Origin of the sequence: Motiliproteus sp. SC1-56 (assembly GCF_017309075.1) — a bacterium.
Lineage (GTDB): Bacteria > Pseudomonadota > Gammaproteobacteria > Pseudomonadales > Balneatricaceae > Motiliproteus.
Window position 1 is genome coordinate 269,649 of sequence record NZ_JAEMGS010000003.1, and the last position, 20,368, is coordinate 290,016.

The window sequence follows — 20,368 nt, forward strand, 5'->3', positions numbered from 1 at the left end:
AAGCACAAGCCGCTCAGGAATAAGCCTCCATGTTCAGCACCCTCACCGTCGTCATCGTGATCGGCTTTTACATGGCGCTTCTGTTCGCGGTTGCCCAGGTAGTGGAAAAGCGCTCCCGCACCAAAGCATCGGGCAACCGCTCCGTGCCCCCCCTGGTCTACGCGCTGGCGATCACCGTGTACTGCACCTCCTGGACGTTCTATGGCAGCGTCGGTTTCGCGGCCGAGTCGGGCCTGCTGTTCCTGGCCATCTACGTCGGTTCCATCCTGGCCATTCTCACCTGGTGGCGAACCCTGCGCCGCATGGTCCGGGTCAAGGAGAGCTACCACATCAGCAGCATCGCCGACTTCATCTCCGCCCGCTACAGCCGCTCGCAGTGGGTCGCGGCCCTGGTAACGCTGATCGCCCTGTTCGGAATCGTTCCCTATATCGCCCTGCAACTGAAGGCGATCATCGCCACGCTCGGCGCCATCTCCAGCCCCCTGGGCGGGGACGACAGCTGGAGTTCGACCGGTGCGCTGGTGACGGCAGTGATGATCCTCTTTACCGTCATGTTCGGCGCCCGCCACCTCGACCCCACAGAGCGGCACCACGGGATGATGGCGGTCCTGGCGGTCCAGAGCCTGGTCAAGCTCGCCGCCTTCATGGCGGTAGGGATTTTCGTCACCTACGGTCTCTTTGACGGCTTCGAGGATATTTTTCAGCGCATTCACTACGCCGGACTCACCCACCTGTTCAGCACCCGCGTCGAGCAGGGCACCCCCTTCGTGCAGTGGGCCACCCTGATGATCCTGGGCGCCGCCTCGATCCAGTGCCTGCCGCGTCAGTTCCACGTAGCGGTCGTCGAGAACTCGCGGGAAACCGATATCCGCAAAGCCATGTGGGTGGTGCCTCTCTACCTGCTGTTGATCAACCTGTTCGTGATTCCCATCGCCGCCGGCGGCCTGCTGCTGGGATTCGGCCAGGGGGAGGCCGAGTCCTTCGTCCTGCGCCTGCCCCAGTACGGCCAACAGCCGATCCTGGCGATGGTCGCCTTTATCGGTGGTTTCTCCGCCGCCACGGGGATGGTGATCATCAGCGCCATGGCGCTCTCAACCATGGCCACCAATCACCTGCTGGTGCCGTTCATCGAACGGTTCAACCTCTTTGCCCCCCTGCGCCATTACCTGCTGCAATGCCGCTGGGTGATGATCGCCCTGCTGCTGTGCAGTGGCTACTGGTTCGCCTGGCAGTTCAGCGATTCCTACATGCTGCCGGCCATGGGCATGATCTCCTTCGTCGCCGTGTTCCAGTTTGTTCCCTCCATGTTCGCCGGCCTGTTCTGGCGCGGGGGCAACAAGGCCGGCGCTATCGCGGGACTGCTCGCCGGCTTCATGACCTGGCTTTACACCCTGGTGCTGCCCACCTTTATCGCCCAGGACGGGTTCCAGCCCCTTCTGCTCAGTGACGGCCCCTGGGGCATCAGTTGGCTGCGCCCCCAGGCGCTGTTCGGTCTTGAAAACCTGTCCCCGGTCAGTCACAGCGTTTTCTGGTCGCTGCTGTTCAACGCCGGCTTCTATGCCCTCGGCTCGATGCTGTACCGCCCCAGCAAACTGGAGCGAACCCAGCGTTCTGAGTTCATGGCCACCCTCGAATCGGGCGCCAAGGTCCACAAGGGGCGCCCCACCGGGCTTGAGGCGTACATCAACTTTCCCCGCAAGAAGCGCGAGGCCGTGACCCTGCTCGCCGAGTACTTGAACACCGACAAAGCGGAAGTAGAGGTCGAGCGCATCGCCGCCGACCTGCAGGTGGAGCACAAGAAGGACCTCACCATCATCGAACTGGTGGAGTTTCACCGCATGTTGGAAAACGTGCTGGCCGGTTCCATCGGCGCCGCCAGCGCCCACCACGTCATTGAGAGCAGCATTCGCTACAGTGAGCGGGAGACCCGGGACCTCAAGGCAATCTACAGCCATATCATGACCGAGCTGCACGGCCAGCAGCGCACCCGCCACAACGAAGAGCCAGCCGAAGCCGAGCACCGCTACACGTTTATCGAAGACCTGCAACAGAAGCTGGACGACCGCAACCAGCAGATTGAAAAGCACCAACAGCAGCTGGACCGCCTAGAAGCCCGGCTGGAGAAGAGCGACCAGAAACTCTTTGACCAGCGCCTGGTCAACCAGAAGCTGACCCAGGAGATCCAGCACCTTCGCAAACAGCTCGAGGAATCCGTCAAGGAAGCCCACTGAGCGTTCGCGCCGAGGAAATAGCCGCGCTAGTCCTCCAAGTCATGGTGGCTGCCGTCACAGAATGGCGGACTGGCGGTCTGCTTGCACTGGCACAAGACCATGCTTTCGCGTTCGCTCACCTCAAAGCGCAAAGGCGTGAACTCCCCTCCCTTGTGAGAGCCGTCGCAGAACGGCTGGTTCCGGGACTGACCGCAGGTACAGAAGTAGTACTGCCCCGGCTCCAGGACCACTTCCACAGGACCTCGAAAAGCAACTTTGGGGGTTGTCATAGCCTGTCTCCACTCTCTGACCGTCGCCCTCCAGTGTAGCACCGCCCCTCAGCGCTTCGTTCGCACGGTCTCAAGCGAAGAACGAAGAACGCAGCCCGGGCTGTCACGATGCCGTCACGAAGAAGCGCTAAGGTGGCTGAAAAAGCAAGGAGACTACGATGATCAGATTGATCGGCAGACTGTTAAAACGCAGGCGTCATCGCCGCACCGATTGGCCTATGCCTGCTAGCGGGCGGAACCAGTTTGGCTACCCGGTAACGGGAGCTGCGCCTCGATCAGGCGTTGAAGGTTCTGGATTCGCTCCTCACCCGAGGGGTGAGTAGAAAAGAAGGGCAGCCGCCGGTCCGATACCTGCGCCAGTCGGCGCTGAAAGCGCAGCGCACCGCGCGGATCAAAGCCCGCCCGGGTCATCAGCGCCAGCCCCACCCGGTCCGCCGCCCGCTCGTCATCGCGGCTGTAACCGGCCTCCATCATGGCATAACCGGCCTCCACCACCAGACCACCCAGGGGAATAATGAAGTCCACCAACGTACCCAGCACTTCCGCGGTGCTGTCCCGTTCGGCGCGGCGCTGATGGTGGACCTGTCGCAGGTGGCCTTCGCTCAGGTGAGCCAGCTCATGAGCCAGGACAAAGGCCAGGGCATCGCGGTCGTAGCCGATCAAATCCAGCAGGCCTGCGTTGAGGACCACCAGGGGGCCTGCGGCTTGCTGGGAGACAAAGGCATTGGGCACGGGCGTCGCACCGATGCGAAACGCACATGCCTGGCCACTCTCCTGCCGCAGCCGAGCGAAAATGCGCTGGGTCTGCAGCACCAGGTCGCCGGGAATAACCACCCGCTGCCCCTCCCAGCTGACCAAGCCACTACGGGGCCATTCCCGGGAGCCCGAACCGGCGCAGCCTGTCAACACCACAGAAGCCAGCAACACCGAAGTCAGCAACAGCCATCCCGCCGTGCTCGGCAGATGCCGCATATGTCTATAACCCACCAAAATAACTATATTTCGTAATAACATAGGTGGGGCACCCGGTATATGGAATATACTCTCTGACTACTCTTGAGAGACCGGAAATAAGGAAGCCGTTATGAGCAACATCTACGCTGACAACTCCCTCACCATCGGGAAAACCCCGCTGGTCAAGCTCAACCATATCACTGACGCCAACATCTGGGTAAAGCTGGAAAGCCGCAACCCGGCCAACTCGGTAAAGTGCCGGATTGGCGCCAGCATGATCTGGGCGGCGGAAAAGGATGGGCGCCTGAAGCCGGGAATGACCATCGTAGAGCCCACCAGCGGTAACACCGGTATCGCCCTCTGCTTCGTGGCGGCCGCCCGTGGCTACAAAATGATTCTCACCATGCCCGCGACCATGAGCCTTGAGCGGCGTAAGGTGATGAAAGCCCTGGGGGCCGACATCGTACTCACCGAGGGCCCCAAGGGCATGAAGGGGGCCATCGAAAAAGCCACCGAGATCGTCGCCAAGGACCCGGCCAACCACTTTATGCCCCAGCAGTTCGAGAACCCCGCCAACCCGGCCATTCACGAACAGACCACCGGGCCGGAGATCTGGGAGGACACCGACGGTGCCATCGATGTCCTGGTGGCGGGCGTGGGGACCGGCGGCACCATTTCCGGGGTTTCGCGCTACATCAAAAAAACCCAGGGCAAGGCGATCACCTCCGTGGCGGTGGAGCCCAGCGCCTCGCCGGTGATCACCCAGCACCGCAACGGCGAAGAGCTGCAGCCCTCTCCCCACAAGATCCAGGGCATCGGCGCCGGTTTTATTCCCGCCAACCTCGACCTGGAGATGGTTGACCAGGTGGAACAGGTCAGCAACGAAGAAGCCATCGAGACGGCCCAGCGGCTGATGAAGGAAGAGGGTATTCTCGCCGGCATCTCCTGCGGTGCCGCGCTGGCCGCCGCCCTGCGGGTCGCCGAGCAGCCGGCCCACAAGGGCAAGAATATCGTGGTGGTGCTGCCCGATTCAGGGGAACGTTACCTGTCCACAGCCCTGTTCGAGGGGGTGTTTTCCGAGAACGAGAGCGTTCAATAACTGGCGGCGGCCTCCTCCAGGGGCCGCTTCCCCCAACCCCCTGATGTGGAGGGAAAGTGACCCACATCAAGCTTTTTGCAGCCTGCTTCGGATAGACTCGATCTATTCTCAGTACTAAATGCACGCCTCTCCACAAGCAGAGCACCCATAAATGACCGGCTTTCCCTTAAAAATCGCCGCTATCTACGCCGTTTTCTCCCTTCTCTGGATCACCGGCTCCGACCAGGTGGTGGCCATGCTCTTTCCCGAGAGCGAAACCACCCTGCAGACATACAAAGGCTGGTTCTTCGTCATCTTCACCAGCGCCATGCTCTATTTGCTGCTGCGCCAGGAATACCGCCGCCACCAGCGCGCCGAGGAGACGCTGGACAAGCAGCAGGCGGCCCTCGACCGCCTGGATCAGGCGGTCAGCCAGAGCCCCGTCACCGTGCTGGTCGCCGATCTGGAGGGTCGCATCGAGTACGTGAATGACGCATTCGAATCGATGAGCGGTTACAGCCGCGAAGAAGCCCTCGGCAAAACCCCCGCCATCTTCCAGTCCGGAAAGACCCCGCAGAGCGTCTACGAAGAACTCTGGAGCACCCTGCGCAGCGGCCAACTCTGGGAAGGCGAGCTGTTAAACCAGCGCAAGGACGGCCAGTCCTACTGGGTCCACGCGCGCATCTCTCCGGTGCGCAACAAGGCCGGCGAAATCAGCCACTTCCTGGCCATCGAAGAAGACATTACCCTGCGCAAGGCGCAGGAAAACCAGATCATTCACCAAGCCAATTACGACAGCCTCACCGAACTCCCCAACCGCTTCCTGGCCATGGACCGCATGAGCCAGTCGATCAACACCGCTATCCGCAACGAGCAGACCGTGGTGCTGATGTTCATCGACCTGGATGACTTCAAACGCATCAACGACACCCTGGGGCACGACGTGGGCGATCAGCTGATCACCCTGGCCGCCTCCCGGGTGCGGGACACCGTGCGCCAGACCGACACCGTCGCCCGTTACGGCGGTGACGAGTTCCTGGTCATTCTCACCGACCTGGACGAACCCGACGACGCCACCCGGGTGGCGGAAAAAGTGCTGAACACCCTCGCCAGCCCCTTCCATATCGAGGGGCGGGAGCTGAGCCTCACCGCCAGCATCGGCATGTCGGTATTCCCCGAGGACGGGCAGGACCCTTACGAACTCCTGCGCAACGCCGACGCCGCCATGTTCGGCGCCAAGGATGAAGGCGGCGGGACCTACGAATTCTACTCAGCAGCCATCAACGAAGCGGCGATGGAGCGCATGGAGGTCGAACAGAAGCTTCGCCACGCTCTCGCCAATCAGGAGCTCAGCCTCAACTACCACCCGCTGGTAGACGTGAGGAGCGGCAAGATCGGCGGCGCAGAAGTGCTGCTGCGCTGGAACAACCCCGAGCTGGGCCGGGTGCCGCCCGACCGTTTCATTCCCCTGGCCGAAGCCACGGGCCTGATCATTCCTATTGGCGAGTGGGTGATTCACACCGCCTGCGCCCAGCTGCGCGCCTGGCAAGACCAGGGACTGGATGAGTTCCGCCTCTCGATCAACGTCTCCCCGCGCCAGTTCCGCGACATCGGTTTGCTGCCGGCCATCGAACGCGCCCTGGCGGAAAACGGCCTGTCGGGCAGCCAGCTGGAACTGGAGGTCACCGAGGGGCTCTTGGTCCGCAACCAGGCGGAAACCCGCAAGATACTCACCAAGTTGCGTGCCCTGGGCATCCAGATAGCGCTTGACGATTTCGGCACCGGCTACTCTTCCCTGAGCTACCTGAAGAGCTTCCCCTTCGACTCACTGAAGATCGACCGCTCCTTTATCAACGACCTGCTGGAGCAACCCCAGGACCAGGCCCTGGTCAACGCCACCGTCACCATGGCCATGGGACTTGGGCTGAAGACCGTCGGCGAGGGGGTGGAGACCGAAGGTCAGCTGGCGTACCTGCGAGACCAGGGGGTCCATGCGGTGCAGGGATTCTTCTTTACCCCGCCCCTGCCAGCCGATGAGTTTGAGCGGTTCTTCAACGAGTACCAGACCCGGGCCGCCAACGGCTAGCCCGCCCCGAACACGCGCGCCCGGCCCTGCCGGGCTCGGCGCTCTGCCCTTCTCTTCCCTTCCCTTCCCAGGGTGCAGCCTCCAGCGCCATTGACCTCGCCCCACCTTCAGCCCCCGCATTCCCACCGGACGCGCGACGGCCGCAGCCGTGGAGCTGTCGTTCATGACGACGCTGTTTATTACTTAATGCCGCAGCGGATGATCACGGCAGCAACCTAAGGGGAGACCAGGCCGACAACGCGGTGCTAGCGCGCGAAACCAAGGGCCGAACGGCTTTAGCGGGGCGGACAGTTCGGCTGCTTGGAACGCCCCGGTGAGAGCGCAACCAACAACGGGCACAGCCGCAGACGGGCAGAAACAAAAAAGCCCCCGCCAGTGGCGGAGGCTTTTTATCAAACGGGGAGAATCCGTTTAGAGGATCAGGCGACGGACGTCGCTCAACAAGCTACCGAGGGTGGTCATAAAGCGACCGGCGTCGGCGCCGTTGATGGCCCGGTGATCGTAAGACAAAGCCAGAGGCAGCATGTTGCGGGGCACGAACTCGGAGCCGTTCCAGCGCGGCTTGATATCGGCCCGCGAGACCCCCAGGATCGCCACTTCCGGCGCCGGCACGATGGGCGTAAAGCCGGTGCCGCCGATGCCGCCGAGGCTTGAGATGGTGAAGCAGGCGCCCTGCATCTGCGCCGGCTTGAGCTTACGCTCCTTGGCCAGCTTGCCGAGCTCGGCGGTCTCCTGGGCCAACTGGTAGATCGACTTCTGATCCACATCCCGCACCACCGGCACCATCAGGCCCGCCGGGGTATCCATGGCCACCCCGATGTGCACGTACTTCTTATGCACGATGTGCTCGCCATCGGCGTGCAGGGAGACGTTGAAGTTGGGGTGGGCCCGCAGGGCCGCCGCCGCCGCCTTCAGCAGGAAGGGGAGCGGCGTGACCTTGACCCCCGCCTTCTCGGCATCGGCCTTGATCTCCTTTCGGAACTTCTCCAGCTCGGTGATATCCACGTCATCGAACTGGGTGACGTGAGGCACATTGAGCCAGCAACGGGTCATGTTGGCGGCGGTGACCTTCTTAATCTTGCTCATTTTCTCCAGCTCGATCTCGCCGAACTGGGAGAAATCCACCTCGGGGATGGCCGGAATGCCGCTACCGGCGGCAGGCGCCGCGCCAGCGGCAGGCGCATTATCACGCTCCGTCAGCGCCTGCTTGACGTAGGCCTGCACATCCTCTTTCAGGATGCGCGACTTGGGGCCGGAACCGGTGACCCGGGTGAGGTCGACCCCGAACTCCCGCGCCAGGGCGCGCACCGCGGGACCGGCGTGAACCTGCTTGTTGCTCTTTTCGAGCTGCGCCAGGTCTGCCTTGGGGGTCGGCGCCGCGGACTTCGCTGCTGCCGCAGCCGGGGCGGCTTCAGGTGCCGGCGCAGCGGCGGCTGAAGGTGCTGCGGATGCCACGGGCGCTTCGCCACCCGCCACTTCCAGCTCCAGAATCAGGTCCCCTTCGGAGACGGTGTCGCCTTCCTTGATCTTGAGGGCCTTGACCACGCCGCCCTTGGGCGCAGGCACCTCCATGGACGCCTTGTCGGTCTCCAGCACGATCAGGGAGTCACCCTCGCCGATTTCATCGCCTTCCTTGACGCAGACTTCGATCACATCCACGTTCTCATGGCCACCGATATCGGGTACCAGGACCGGCTCGACACCGCCGCTCGCGGCCGCTGCAGGAGCGGGAGCAGCCGGTGCCGCCGCCTCAGCGGCCTGCGCGGGGGCGGGCTCCGCGGCGCCGGCAACCGCCAGCTCAAGGATGGCATCGCCCTCGCTGACCGTATCGCCTTCCTTGATCTTGAGCGCCTTGATCACGCCGCCCTGGGGGGCCGGCACTTCCATGGAGGCCTTGTCAGTCTCCAGGACGATGAGCGAATCCCCCTCGGCCACCTCATCGCCTTCCTTGACGCAGACTTCAATAACGTCCACGTCTGTGTGGCCGCCGATATCCGGCACCACCACGGTCTCGCTGCCGCCGCTGGCAGGCGCTGCGGCCGGGGCTGGCGCTTCGGCCGCGGCGCCGCCACCGACTTTAAGCTCAACGATGGCGGTGCCCTCGGAGCAGGAATCGCCCTCGTTGATCAGCACCGTCTCGACCACGCCGCCCTCGGGCGCCGGCACTTCCATGGAGGCCTTGTCGGTCTCCAACACGATCAGCGAATCGCCCTCGGCGACCGCGTCGCCGGGCTTGACGCACACCTCGATAACGTCAACGTCTTCGTGGCCACCGATGTCGGGTACATTAATCGTTTTTACTGTCACGGTTGTTGTCCTCTAGTCTCTCGTCAGTTCCATCGATGCCCGCTCACAGGGTGACGGGGTTGGGCTTTTCCGGATCGATATTGAACTTCTTGATCGCCTTGGTGACCTCCGAAGGCTTGATGGTGCCCTCATCGGCCAGCGCCTTGAGCGCGGCAACCACGACGTAGTAACGATTCACTTCAAAGAACTCACGCAGTTTGGCGCGGCTATCGCTGCGGCCGAACCCGTCGGTACCCAGGACCCGGTAGGTTGCCGGCACGAACTCGCGAATCTGGTCGGCGTAGGCCTTCATGTAGTCGGTGGCGGCGATGACCGGCCCCTTGCGATCGGCCAGGCACTGCTCCACGTAGGAGACGCGCGCCTCCTCCTCGGGGTGCAACATGTTCCAGCGAGAGCAATCCAGCGCTTCGCGGCGCAGCTCGTTGAAGCTGGTCATGCTCCAGACGTCAGCCTCGACGCTGTAATCGCTGCGCAGGATTTCCGCGGCCGCCAGCACCTCGCGCAGGATGGTGCCACCACCCATCAGCTGAACCCGCTTCTTGACGCTCTGCTTGCCCTCTTCCAACAGGTACATGCCCTTGATGATGCCCTCTTCGGCACCGGCCGGCAGGGCGGGATGCGGGTAGTTCTCGTTCATGATGGTGAGGTAGTAGAACTTGTTCTCCTTGTCCTGGAACATGCGCTTGAGGCCGTCCTGGATGATCACCGCCAGCTCGTAGCCGTAGGTGGCGTCGTAGGAGACACAGTTGGGGATCATCGCCGCCAGCAGGTGGCTGTGGCCATCCTCGTGCTGCAGACCCTCACCGTTAAGGGTGGTGCGTCCGGCGGTGGCCCCAACCAGGAACCCCCGCGCCTGAATGTCACCGGCCGCCCAGGCCAGGTCCATGGTGCGCTGCAGACCGAACATGGAGTAGGTGATGTAGAACGGAATCAGCGGGCAATTGTTGTTGCTGTAGGAGGTCGCCGCAGCGATCCAGGCAGACATGGAGCCGGATTCGTTGATCCCCTCCTCCAGAATCTGGCCAGTCTTGGACTCCTTGTACCACATGATCTGGTCGCGATCGTGAGGCACGTAGTTCTGCCCCTCGGAGGTGTAGATACCCAGCTGGCGGAACATTCCCTCCATGCCGAAGGTCCGCGCCTCGTCCGGCACGATCGGCACGATGCGCTCGCCAATGTGCTTGTCCTTGGCCAGGGTGGAGAGGGTGCGCACGAAGGACATGGTGGTGGAGAGTTCACGCTTGCCGCTCTCCTTGAGCTGACCGCTCAGGTCCTCCAGCGAGGGTACCTGCAGGGCCTCGAAATCATCACGTCGCTTGGGATAAAGCCCGCCGAGCTTCTCCCGCCGTCCCAGCATGTACTTGAGCTCCGGGCTGTCGGGTGCCGGCCGGTAGTAAGGGACGGTTTTCAACTGGTCATCATTGAGAGGGATGTTGAAGCGGTCGCGGAAGTCGATCAGGTCGTCCATCGCCACCTTCTTCATGGAGTGGGTGTCGTTCTTGGCCTCGCCGGACTTGCCGGTACCGTAACCCTTGACGGTCTGGGCCAGGATGACGGTGGGCTGGCCCTTGTGGTTGGCCGCCGCCTGGTAAGCCGCGAACACCTTGTAGGGATCGTGGCCACCGCGGTTCAAATTCATAATGTCCTCGTCGGACATGTCCTTGACCATCTCCAGCAGCTCGGGGTACTTGCCGAAGAAGTGCTCGCGGGTGTAGGCGCCGCCGTTGGCCTTGCAGTTCTGCAGCTCGCCGTCGCAGACCTCGTCCATACGTTTTTGCAGCAGCCCCTTGTCGTCCTTCTCGAACAGGGGATCCCAGTGACGCCCCCAGAGCACCTTGATCACGTTCCAGCCGGCGCCGCGGAATTCGCCCTCAAGCTCCTGCACGATCTTGCCGTTACCGCGCACCGGGCCATCCAGGCGCTGCAGGTTACAGTTCACCACGAAGATCAGGTTCTCCAGCTTCTCGCGACCGGCCAGGGAGATGGCGCCCAGGGACTCGGGCTCGTCACATTCGCCGTCGCCCAGGAAAGCCCAGACCTTGCGGTCCCCACGGTCGATCAGACCTCGGGCGGAGAGGTAACGCATCACGTGAGCCTGGTAGATGGCCTGGATCGGCCCCAGTCCCATGGACACGGTGGGGAACTGCCAGAAGTCCGGCATCAGCCAGGGGTGCGGGTAGGAAGAGAGCCCCTTGCCGTCGACTTCGCGGCGGTAGCTGTCCATCTGCTCCTCGGTAAGCCGCCCCTCGAGGTAGGCGCGGGCATAAATGCCGGGGGCGATGTGGCCCTGGAAGAAGACCAGGTCACCTTCCTGCTCACCCTCGGAGCCGCGGAAGAAGTAGTTAAAACCGATGTCGTAAAGGGTGGCCGAGGAGGAGAAACTGGAGATATGACCGCCCAGGGCATCTTCGTTGTCGTTGGCCCGCATTACCATGGCCATTGCGTTCCAGCGAATCAACGAGCGAATCCGGCGCTCCATGAAGAGGTCGCCCGGCATGCGGGCTTCGTCCTTGGGATCGATGGTGTTGCAGTAGGGCGTGGTCAATCCCGCCTGCACTTCTGCCCCAAGCTTGCGTGCCCGCTCGCCCAACTTCGCCAGAAGATACTTGGCCCGCTCAGAACCCTCGTTCTTGGCGACGGACTCCAGTGCGTCCAACCATTCCTGGGTTTCGATCGGATCAATATCGTCGATTCTTTCTTCTTGCACTGTGACGTTCTCCATTTATAAATAAAAGCCGGGGGAATACCTTAGCTTAGCTAGCATTCCACCGGCCTTCATGCTGCAAGGCAGCATATTTCACTCGACTGACTTTATGTAGCAATACTACAAAAACCGCGCCAAAGCTGTCTAATAAGTTTTCCTTATTGTTGCCATAACCGGTCGGTTTTGTAGTCCTGCTACAGAATGACATTACTCATTGATGTTGGCGCGCCGCAGGGAGCGCTCCAGACGCGTCTCTTCCTGGCCGTACGCCAGCAACGCCTCCTCGACATAAGCCAGGTGCTCATGGGCGGCGTTACGGGCGGCCTCGGGGTTGCCGCTGAAAATCGCCTCCATCAGCACCTTGTGCTGCCCGTGAATCTTGGTGCGGTGCCCCGGCTTGGGATAGATGTGCTCAAGGTTGCGCATGATGTTGTTCTCCAGCAGCCCCATCAAGGAACGCATGGTGTGCAACAGCACCACGTTGTGGGTTGCCTCGGCGATACGCAGGTGGAAATCCACATCGGCCCTGACCTCCTCACGAAAATCCTTGGATTCGTGGTGGGCCTCAAGGTTTTCATAACTCTTTAAAATCGCCTGACGGTCCGCGTCGGTACTGCGCAGGGCGGCGTAGTAGGCAATCACCCCTTCGAGGGCATGGCGAAACTCAAGCAAGTCGTACTGCGCTTCAGGATGGGAAGCGAACAGCTCCATCAGCGGGTCGGTAAAAGATGCGCCGATATCGTCGGCAACGAAGGTACCGCCACCCTGGCGGCTCTTGAGAAGCCCCTTGGCGACCAGCTTCTGCACCGCTTCGCGCAAGGAGGGGCGGGATACATCGAACTCTTTGGCCAGCTCACGCTCGGAGGGCAACCGCTGCCCCGGCTTGAGACTGCCCTCAAGAATCATGGTTTCGATTTCCGCCATGATGACATCGGAAACCTTGGCCTGCTTGACCCTTTTGTAACTCATTGGATTCGACCTTCCTTAGTGGCCCCCTTCTCGGGAAATGGCATGACCACTCAGGTTCTTAGACAACCGCCGGGCCTCGGTCGCTGACCGGGCCCCTTCGGCCCCGGGCGCAGACGAGGCCAGTTCCTTAGCCATGCGGTTTCAGACCAATACAAACACAGCGCTGAGTGCCGGAAGAGTTGGCCGAACTCACGCCCTGACCAAGCCCTCAAGCCCAACTTATCGGCGCGGGCAGGACCCGCGCCTCAGGATGAGCTACCCGGTCTCAGTCATCGGTCGAAAGCCACGCTCGGCAGCCAGGTGGCGATCTCCGGCACCAGGAAGACGATGAGCAGGGCCGTCAACTGGATGATGATAAAGGGGATAACGCCCCGGTAGATATCCGTAACCTTGATCTCCGGTGGTGCGACCCCCTTGATGTAAAAGAGCGCGAAACCAACCGGCGGTGTCAGGAAGGATGTCTGCAGACACATGGCGAACAGAATGGTGAACCAGACCAGGTCAAACCCGAGCTCCTGCACCACCGGAGCCACCAGCGGCAGGATAATGAGCGTGATCTCAACCCAGTCGAGAAAGAAGCCAAGAATGAAGACACCAAGAAGAATACAGATCACCACGCCGTGAGGCCCAAACGGCAACTCCAGCAGCGCTTCCTTGATGACTTCGTCCCCCCCCAGCCCGCGCAGCACCACGGCAAAGGCGGTCGCCCCCAGGAAGATGGCGAAGATAAAGGCCGCTGTCCGCGTGGTCTGATAGAGCGAGGAGTTCATCACATCCAGGCTCAGCCGCCCCGAAATCATGGCCAGCAGCAAGGCCCCCAGGGCGCCGACACCGGCGGCCTCCGTCGGCGTCGCTACACCGGCAAAGATCGACCCCAGCACCCCGAGAATCAGCGCCGCGGTGGGCAGAACCGCCGTGACGACCTCCCAGATAACCTTGGGGCTAATCGGCTCAAGCCCCTCGGGCACAGGCGCGATACTGGGGTTCAGCATCGGCCGCCCAATGGCGTAGACGACGTACATGGCGCCCAACATCAGACCCGGGAGGAAGGCCCCCATGAACAGGTCACCAACGGAAGCCTCGGGAATCGCCAGCCGGTCGGCCATCAGCACCAGCATGATGGAGGGTGGAATCAAAATACCCAGGGTACCGGTCGCACAGGCCGTGCCCACCGCAAACCCCTTGTCATACTTGTTTTCCATCATCACCGGCAGGGACAGCATGCCCAGCAGCACCACCGAGGCACCGATGATACCGGTGGTCGCCGCAAGCAGAACGCCGATCACGATCACGGTCACGGCGTAGCCACCGCGGACCGCACCGAAGAGCTTGACCATACTCTTCATCAGCTTCTCAGCGATCCCCGACTGGTCCAGCATGATGCCCATGAAAATAAACATCGGGAGCGCAACGAGGGTCTCACTTTCGATAATGCCCCAGATCCGCTCGGGGGCAAGCCCCATGGACGAGGTGTAATCAAACCAGAGATCGGCACCGAAATTCTCCACCGCCACGACGCCGATCAGGGTCCAGATAACCGCGGTACCCCCGAGCACCCAGGCCACGGGGAAGCCAGTCATCAGCAGCGCCCCGAAGGTCAGGAACATGCCGATTACAAATAAGGTTTCAAGAGCCATCAGGAAGCATCCCCTTCGTCTTTATCATTGTTGGGCCGGATGATTGGCTTGGGAAAACCAAACAGCAACGCAGTGACCCGCAGCAGACGGGACAGGGCAGCGACCGCCAGGAGAATAAAGGACAGCGCCAGAACCGCCTTCAACACCCAGCGATTGGAAAGCCCCGCCGGAGCCGGGCTGGATTCGCCGACCTCGTAGGAGCTGAGGGCGTAGGGGATCATCTCGTAGACAGCAATGGCCAGAAACGGCAACAACAGCAACACGATGCCGAAAAACTCGATCCAGCCTTGCGTTTTCAATGACAGACGCTCATGGATCACGTCTACCCGCACGTGATCATCCACCGCCAGGGTATAGGCCAGTCCGAGCAGCCAGCCCGCGCCGGCCAGGTGCCACTGCAGCTCTTCCAGCGTCACGGAGCCCTGACCGAAAATATAACGGCCAACCACCGCCCAGATAATCACCCCGGTAACCACCAGCCACAGCCAGGAGGCGACCTTACCAATCGCGGTGATCAGCGCGTCGAGGGAGAGACTGAAACGGGTATTGGGAAGCTCGGTATGGTGATGAAGAAATTCATCGGCGTCGGGCAGATGGGTATAACCCTCACCCGACGCTTCGCGGTCGGACATCGTCATGGATGTTCCCTCGCTTAGTAAGATCTTATCTATGAAATGCGGATGGCCCCGTGGGGCCATCCGTGTTTTGGGAAGCGCACCGGACTCACGTCCGGCGTTGCCAGTTTACTTGGCAGCTTCCAGATCGCTCGGCAGGTAGGCACGCTGGTCCCAGACCTGGTAGCTCTCCATGAACGCCTGCTGGCTTTCATAGACACGCTTGAAGTCGGCATCCTTGGAGGCTTCTTCTTCAAGCACCTCGTTAGTCACCTTCTTCAGCTCACGCAGAACCTCAACGGGGATCTGGTCAGCATTGACGCCTTTTTCCTGGAAGCCGGCCAGTACTGCGCCGTTCTTGTACTCACCCTCGGCCAGGCCGCGGGTAGTCGCGGCGGTGCAGGATGCCTCGACCAGCGCTTTCTGGGCGTCGGTCGCCTTATTCCACTCGCCCTTGTTGATCAGCATGTACTGAGCCGTGAACTGCTGGTGCCAGCCCGGGAACAGGTTGTACTTGACGACCTGGTCGAAGCCCAGAATCTGGTCAATCGCCGGCATGGAGAACTCGGTGGCATCGATGGTGCCCTTCTCCAGCGCCTGGTAGAGTTCGCCGCCCGGCATCATGGTGACAGAGGCACCCAGACGCTCAAGCACCTTGCCGCCAAGGCCCGCGAAGCGGATCTTCATACCCTCGTAGTCATCAAGGGAGTCGATTTTATTGGCGTACCAGCCAGCCGTCTCGGGACCGATGATGCCGCAAAGCTGCGCATGCACATCAAAGCCCTTGTTGGCGTAGATCTCCTGCAGCATCTCGTGGCCGCCACCGTAGTAGTACCAGCCGGTGTAAGCCCAGGGCTTCATACCGAAGGGAACCGCGGCAAACAGAGGTACGGCGGGAACTTTACCCTGATCGTAACCGATCCAGGTATAACCGGCGGCGACTTTGCCATCGGATACGGACTGCAGAATATCGAACGGCGGTACCAGCTTGCCCGGCTCATAGACCCGAACCTGAATGCTACCGTCGGATGCGGTGGTGAGATTATCGGCCACCCAGGCAGCAGGTGAACCCAGGCCCGGCAGCTTGGTAGCGAAAGCAACCGGCATTTTCCAACGCAGGTCGTCCGCGAAAGCCGATCCGCTCGTGATTGCAAGCGCGCCGACTACTCCGGTAATGGCCTTAGATAATTTCATTGATGACGTCTCCTCATCTTTTGTTTTTGTGTTTTACCCGGCCAGCAACCCGGGTATGGCCCAGGCATTTGTTTTTTTGTCCGCCCGGGTGGTAGCTGACCTAAAGCAGCTTAGGCCAGCTATCGCAGGGGCAACAGTAACTTCCTGATTTTTGCCCCTATCCGAGACATTGGTAATACCAATGTACCGAAATAGACCCACACCATAGAGCCCATCGGGTTAGCTGTCAATCCATGAATGGCACCGCGCGATTCACTCCGAGCTATAAACCACCTGCTAAAGTAACACCCAAGCACCCCGACCCGCCTTCCCATTGGTCATACCATTTACATCAACCAAAGCACTCGGACTTGGGGCAAGCCTTACCGGCGGGCGCCAAAACAACGGCAAGCGGGGCAGCCAACCCGCCCGCAACAGCCTGAGCCGGGTTTCAGAGGAGAGCCGGCACAGCAGCGAAGCCCGGGAAGTAAACTGGTAAGACCAAAAATCGCGAACAAAAGGCGTGCAGCACCGCTGCCAGAATTACAGCACGCAAACCACCCTGAGCGAAAACCCGTCGCGCCATAATTGATTAAAGACAGGAAAAACAAGGAGCCCCGAGACGCAGACCACTCAGCCGAAATAGACAGGATTGACAAGAAACCCTATCGCCGGCTAGGGTAGCCCATCCCCTGCGGTCTATTGGTCTTACCAATCATCCGCAAATGGAAAATAACAACACCATGAGAACCACCCCATGGGGCTACTGAAACAGACACCCTGGGCACTGCGCCCCCACCCCTTGGCGAGCCGCGAACCGTCACCAGACGCCATTGCCGTAGCAACCACCCGGGACCGAACGATGCGCCCTTAACCACTTTCCCGTTTGCTTTTACCCACTGCGCCCCAAATCACGCCGGGCGACCTGCTCCGGCTCCGGTCGCCATAACGAGGACTGACCATCATGACTGACCACGCCCGATTTTATGAGCGCCTGTCCGAGTTCATCGACCCGGAGCGGCTCATCAGGGACCCTTTGCGCACCCTTGCCTACGGCACCGATGCCAGCTTCTACCGGCTGATTCCCAAGCTGGTGGTGCGCGTCGCCTCGGAGGCGGAGGTCGCCCGGGTACTGGAAGCCGCCCAGACACACAAGGTTGCGGTCACCTTCCGGGCCGCCGGCACCAGCCTCTCGGGTCAGGCCATCACCGACTCGGTGCTGATCCAGCTGGCCGACGGCTGGCAGGGCCACCGGATCAATCCGGACGCCTCGGAGATCGCCCTGCAGCCGGGCGTCATCGGCGCCCAGGCCAACAAGTACCTAGCGCCCTTCAATAAGAAGATCGGCCCCGACCCGGCTTCGATCAACGCGGCCATGATCGGCGGCATCGCCGCCAACAACGCCAGCGGCATGTGCTGCGGCACCGCCCAGAACAGTTACCAGACCCTCAAGAGCATGAAGCTGGTGCTGGCGGACGGCACCGCCCTGAATACCGCCGACACCGCGAGCCGGGAACGCTTCCGCGCCAGCCACGGCGGGCTGCTGGATGCCCTCGAAGCCCTGGGCGCCCAGACCCGGGCCAATAACGCCCTGGCCGAACGCATCCGCCACAAGTACCGGCTCAAGAACACCACCGGCTACGCCCTCAACGCCCTGGTGGACTATGAAGATCCCTTCGATATCCTGCAGCACCTGATGATCGGCTCCGAGGGCACCCTCGGGTTTATCTCCGAGATCACCTACCGCACCGTCGACGAGCACCCCAACAAGGCCTCCGCCCTGGTTTTCTTCCCCACGGTGGAGATCGCCTGCCGCGCGGTGGCAGCGCTGAAACAGACCCCGGTTTCAGCGGTGGAGCTGATGGACCGCGCCGGCCTGCACTCGGTGGAGGACAAGCCCGGCATGCCGCCTTTCATCAAGGAGCTGGGCGAGGAGGCCACGGCGCTGCTGGTGGAGACCCGCGGCGCTTCCAAGCAGAGTCTGGCCAACAAGGTGGCCGCCATCACCTCCGCCCTGGCGGACTTTGAAACCGTGCAGCCGGTTCATTTCACCACCGACCCCGCCGAATACACCCAGTACTGGGCGATCCGCAAGGGGCTGTTCCCGGCGGTGGGCGCAGTGCGCAAGACCGGCACCACGGTGATTATCGAAGATGTCGCCTTCCCGGTGGAGCAGCTCGCCGATGCGGTCCACGACCTGCACCAGATCTTCCAGCGCTACCACTACGACCAAGCCCTGATCTTCGGCCACGCCCTGGAAGGAAACCTGCACTTCGTCTTCCCCCAGTCCTTTGACACCCAGGACGAAATCGACCGCTACGAGCACCTCATGGACGCGGTCGCCGACCTGGTGGTCGGCAAGTACGACGGTTCCCTCAAAGCCGAGCACGGCACCGGGCGCAACATGGCCCCCTACGTCGAACAGGAGTGGGGCAGCGAGGCCTACGCCCTGATGTGGGAGATCAAGGAGCTGTTCGATCCCCACAACCTGATCAACCCGGGGGTGCTGCTCAACAACAACCCCAAGGTACACCTCGAGAACCTCAAGCCCCTGCCCGCCGCCGACCCGCTGGTGGACAAGTGCATCGAGTGCGGCTTCTGCGAACCCACCTGCCCATCGCGTGCCATGACCCTGACGCCACGCCAACGCATCGTCATCTGCCGCGAAATCGCCCGCCTGGAGGCCACTGGAGAAGATCCCGAGCGCCTGGCGCTGCTGCAGAAAGACTATCGCTACCAGGGGCTCGAGACCTGCGCCGCCTGCGGCCTGTGCTCCACCGCCTGCCCCGTGGGGATCAATACAGGCGACCTGACCCGAGCCATGCGCAGCGACCTCAACCATAAGCACGCGGGTAAGGCACAGTGGGTTGCCGAGCACTTTGAAGGCGTGGCCAAGGCCAGCCGCGTGGCCTTCAAGGCCGCCGACCTCGCCCACGGCGTACTGGGCACCCAGGCAATGAGCAAAGCGACCAAACTGGCCCGCAAAATAAGCGGCGGCACCGTGCAGCAGTGGCTGCCCACCATGCCCACCGCAGCCCCCCGGATTCACCCCCGGCCGGTGGTAGACAGCACCGCCCCCAAGGTGGTCTACGTGCCCAGTTGCGCCAGCCGCACCATGGGTCCCCAGCGCGATAGCAGCGAAACCCAGGCGCTGAGCGAAGTCACCGAGGCGCTGCTACGAAAGGCGGGCTTCGAGGTGATCTACCCAGAGGGGCTGGACAAGCTCTGCTGCGGCATGGCGTTCCAGAGCAAAGGCATGTTCGATGCCGCCGACCTTAAGGCGCGGGAAACCGAACAGGCGCTGCTGAAGGCCTCCAACAACGGCGAGTACCCGATCTACTCGGATACCAGCCCCTGCACCCTGCACATGAAGGAGAGACTGGATCCGCGCCTGCAGATCTTCGAACCGGTGCAGTTTATCGACCGTTACCTGCTCGAGCGCCTGCAGATCACACCCCAGGCTGAGCCGGTCGCCCTGCACATCACCTGCAGCGCCGTACGCATGGGGCTGAGTGACGCCATCACCCGCATCACTCAAGCCTGCGCCCGCGAGGTGATCATTCCCGAGGGCATCACCTGCTGCGGCTTCGCCGGCGACAAGGGGTTCGCCACCCCCGAACTCAACGCCTCGGCGCTGCGCCACCTGCGCGATACCCTGCCCGGGGGCGTGCACGAAGGCTTCTCCACCAACCGCACCTGCGAAATCGGTTTGTCATACCATAGTGGCATAGAGTATAAATCCATCGTCTACCTCGTTCACCGCTGTAGCCAGCCCCGCGCCAAGCCGCAGCCCTCCCTCCAGGAGAACGAAGTACCCAGGACGACGTCCGCCTAGAGGCGGACATCATTAAGGAGCGAAGACATGTCACTGCCCGAAGTTAAAACCATTCTCTACACCACCTCGCTGAGCAAGCATACCCGCCCGGTATTCCGCCACGCCGTCAAACTGGCGAACGTCTACAAGGCCAAGATCATCATGCTGCACGTGGTGGAGCCGATTGGTGAGATGGGCCACGCCCTGATCGAGAACTACCTGCCCGAGGACCTGATCAAGAAGATGCACGACGAGGGCATCGACAACATCAAGCGGACCATGAAAGACCGGGTCGCCAAGTTCTACGAGGACGAACTGAGCCACATTGAAGACAGCCCCGCCCTGGACGTCGAGCAGGTGGTCGCCGAAGGCAACCACGGCGACGCCATCGTGGAGGTTGCCAAGAAGTACGACGCCGACCTGATCGTGATGGGCTCGCACAACCGCCTGGGCCGCTCCAGCGGTACCACCCGCGCGGTCATCAAGTACTCCAAGCGGCCGGTACTGGTCATCCCCACCGAGGGCTGATCAA

13 protein-coding genes are annotated in these 20,368 nt (G+C 61.8%); 5 read left to right on the forward strand and 8 right to left on the reverse strand.

Annotated elements, in window-relative coordinates; genetic code table 11:
* Window positions 1-29 precede the first annotated feature (29 nt).
* Window positions 30-2,231, forward strand: coding sequence for a sodium:solute symporter family protein (locus JGZ97_RS04950; RefSeq protein WP_207061498.1), 2,202 nt, complete (start codon window positions 30-32; stop codon window positions 2,229-2,231).
* 26 nt (window positions 2,232-2,257) lie between these two features.
* On the opposite strand, the gene JGZ97_RS04955 is transcribed toward JGZ97_RS04950, so the two are convergent.
* Window positions 2,258-2,500 (reverse strand): CDGSH iron-sulfur domain-containing protein, encoded by a 243-nt coding sequence (locus JGZ97_RS04955; RefSeq protein ID WP_207061499.1) that lies wholly within the window; start codon window positions 2,498-2,500, stop codon window positions 2,258-2,260.
* Between the two features lie 225 nt (window positions 2,501-2,725).
* A complete protein-coding gene (locus JGZ97_RS04960; RefSeq protein ID WP_207061500.1) occupies window positions 2,726-3,439 on the reverse strand; it encodes a M48 family metallopeptidase in 714 nt (237 codons plus the stop codon).
* A gap of 145 nt (window positions 3,440-3,584) precedes the next feature.
* Here JGZ97_RS04960 and cysK point away from each other — a divergent pair, with 145 nt between their 5' ends.
* Both cysK and JGZ97_RS04970 read left to right on the forward strand, forming a co-directional pair.
* Complete coding sequence (gene cysK, locus JGZ97_RS04965) at window positions 3,585-4,553, forward strand: cysteine synthase A (protein ID WP_207061501.1); 969 nt, start codon at window positions 3,585-3,587, stop codon at window positions 4,551-4,553.
* A 151-nt stretch (window positions 4,554-4,704) separates the two neighbouring features.
* Window positions 4,705-6,618 (forward strand): bifunctional diguanylate cyclase/phosphodiesterase, encoded by a 1,914-nt coding sequence (locus JGZ97_RS04970; RefSeq protein WP_207061502.1) that lies wholly within the window; start codon window positions 4,705-4,707, stop codon window positions 6,616-6,618.
* Window positions 6,619-7,029: 411 nt separating this feature from the next.
* Here JGZ97_RS04970 and aceF read toward each other — a convergent pair whose 3' ends face one another.
* The 6 genes from aceF to JGZ97_RS05000 form a co-directional block, all read right to left on the reverse strand.
* Entirely contained in the window at window positions 7,030-8,925 is a 1,896-nt protein-coding gene (gene aceF / locus JGZ97_RS04975) for a dihydrolipoyllysine-residue acetyltransferase (RefSeq protein ID WP_207061503.1), read from the reverse strand.
* A gap of 43 nt (window positions 8,926-8,968) precedes the next feature.
* Entirely contained in the window at window positions 8,969-11,647 is a 2,679-nt protein-coding gene (gene aceE / locus JGZ97_RS04980) for a pyruvate dehydrogenase (acetyl-transferring), homodimeric type (RefSeq protein ID WP_207061504.1), read from the reverse strand.
* A gap of 189 nt (window positions 11,648-11,836) precedes the next feature.
* Window positions 11,837-12,598 carry a pyruvate dehydrogenase complex transcriptional repressor PdhR gene (pdhR, locus tag JGZ97_RS04985; RefSeq protein WP_207061505.1) on the reverse strand — a complete coding sequence of 254 codons (762 nt, stop codon included), beginning with the start codon at window positions 12,596-12,598 and terminating at the stop codon, window positions 11,837-11,839.
* A 269-nt stretch (window positions 12,599-12,867) separates the two neighbouring features.
* Complete coding sequence (locus tag JGZ97_RS04990; RefSeq protein WP_207061506.1) at window positions 12,868-14,235, reverse strand: TRAP transporter large permease subunit; 1,368 nt, start codon at window positions 14,233-14,235, stop codon at window positions 12,868-12,870.
* Window positions 14,235-14,873: a TRAP transporter small permease subunit gene (locus JGZ97_RS04995; RefSeq protein WP_207061507.1), complete on the reverse strand. Its 639-nt coding sequence runs from the start codon at window positions 14,871-14,873 to the stop codon at window positions 14,235-14,237. The genes JGZ97_RS04990 and JGZ97_RS04995 overlap by 1 nt, the downstream gene beginning before the upstream one ends.
* 105 nt (window positions 14,874-14,978) lie before the next feature.
* Window positions 14,979-16,043, reverse strand: coding sequence for a TRAP transporter substrate-binding protein (locus tag JGZ97_RS05000; RefSeq protein WP_207061508.1), 1,065 nt, complete (start codon window positions 16,041-16,043; stop codon window positions 14,979-14,981).
* A gap of 943 nt (window positions 16,044-16,986) precedes the next feature.
* Here JGZ97_RS05000 and JGZ97_RS05005 point away from each other — a divergent pair.
* Together JGZ97_RS05005 and JGZ97_RS05010 are read left to right on the forward strand one after the other, a co-directional pair.
* Window positions 16,987-19,857, forward strand: a complete 2,871-nt coding sequence (locus JGZ97_RS05005; protein WP_207061509.1) for an FAD-binding and (Fe-S)-binding domain-containing protein — start codon at window positions 16,987-16,989, stop codon at window positions 19,855-19,857.
* A gap of 27 nt (window positions 19,858-19,884) precedes the next feature.
* On the forward strand, window positions 19,885-20,364 hold the full coding sequence (locus JGZ97_RS05010; protein WP_207061510.1) for a universal stress protein: 480 nt from the start codon (window positions 19,885-19,887) through the stop codon (window positions 20,362-20,364).
* The last annotated feature ends 4 nt before the right edge of the window (window positions 20,365-20,368 follow it).

Coding starts and splice junctions, on each gene's coding strand:
- JGZ97_RS04950 (WP_207061498.1), top strand. CDS start 30: ATGTTCAGCACCCTCACCGTCGTCATCGTGATCGGCTTTTACATGGCG.
- JGZ97_RS04955 (WP_207061499.1), bottom strand. CDS start 2,500: ATGACAACCCCCAAAGTTGCTTTTCGAGGTCCTGTGGAAGTGGTCCTG.
- cysK (WP_207061501.1), top strand. CDS start 3,585: ATGAGCAACATCTACGCTGACAACTCCCTCACCATCGGGAAAACCCCG.
- JGZ97_RS04970 (WP_207061502.1), top strand. CDS start 4,705: ATGACCGGCTTTCCCTTAAAAATCGCCGCTATCTACGCCGTTTTCTCC.
- aceE (WP_207061504.1), bottom strand. CDS start 11,647: ATGGAGAACGTCACAGTGCAAGAAGAAAGAATCGACGATATTGATCCG.
- pdhR (WP_207061505.1), bottom strand. CDS start 12,598: ATGAGTTACAAAAGGGTCAAGCAGGCCAAGGTTTCCGATGTCATCATG.
- JGZ97_RS04990 (WP_207061506.1), bottom strand. CDS start 14,235: ATGGCTCTTGAAACCTTATTTGTAATCGGCATGTTCCTGACCTTCGGG.
- JGZ97_RS04995 (WP_207061507.1), bottom strand. CDS start 14,873: ATGACGATGTCCGACCGCGAAGCGTCGGGTGAGGGTTATACCCATCTG.
- JGZ97_RS05000 (WP_207061508.1), bottom strand. CDS start 16,043: ATGAAATTATCTAAGGCCATTACCGGAGTAGTCGGCGCGCTTGCAATC.
- JGZ97_RS05005 (WP_207061509.1), top strand. CDS start 16,987: ATGACTGACCACGCCCGATTTTATGAGCGCCTGTCCGAGTTCATCGAC.
- JGZ97_RS05010 (WP_207061510.1), top strand. CDS start 19,885: ATGTCACTGCCCGAAGTTAAAACCATTCTCTACACCACCTCGCTGAGC.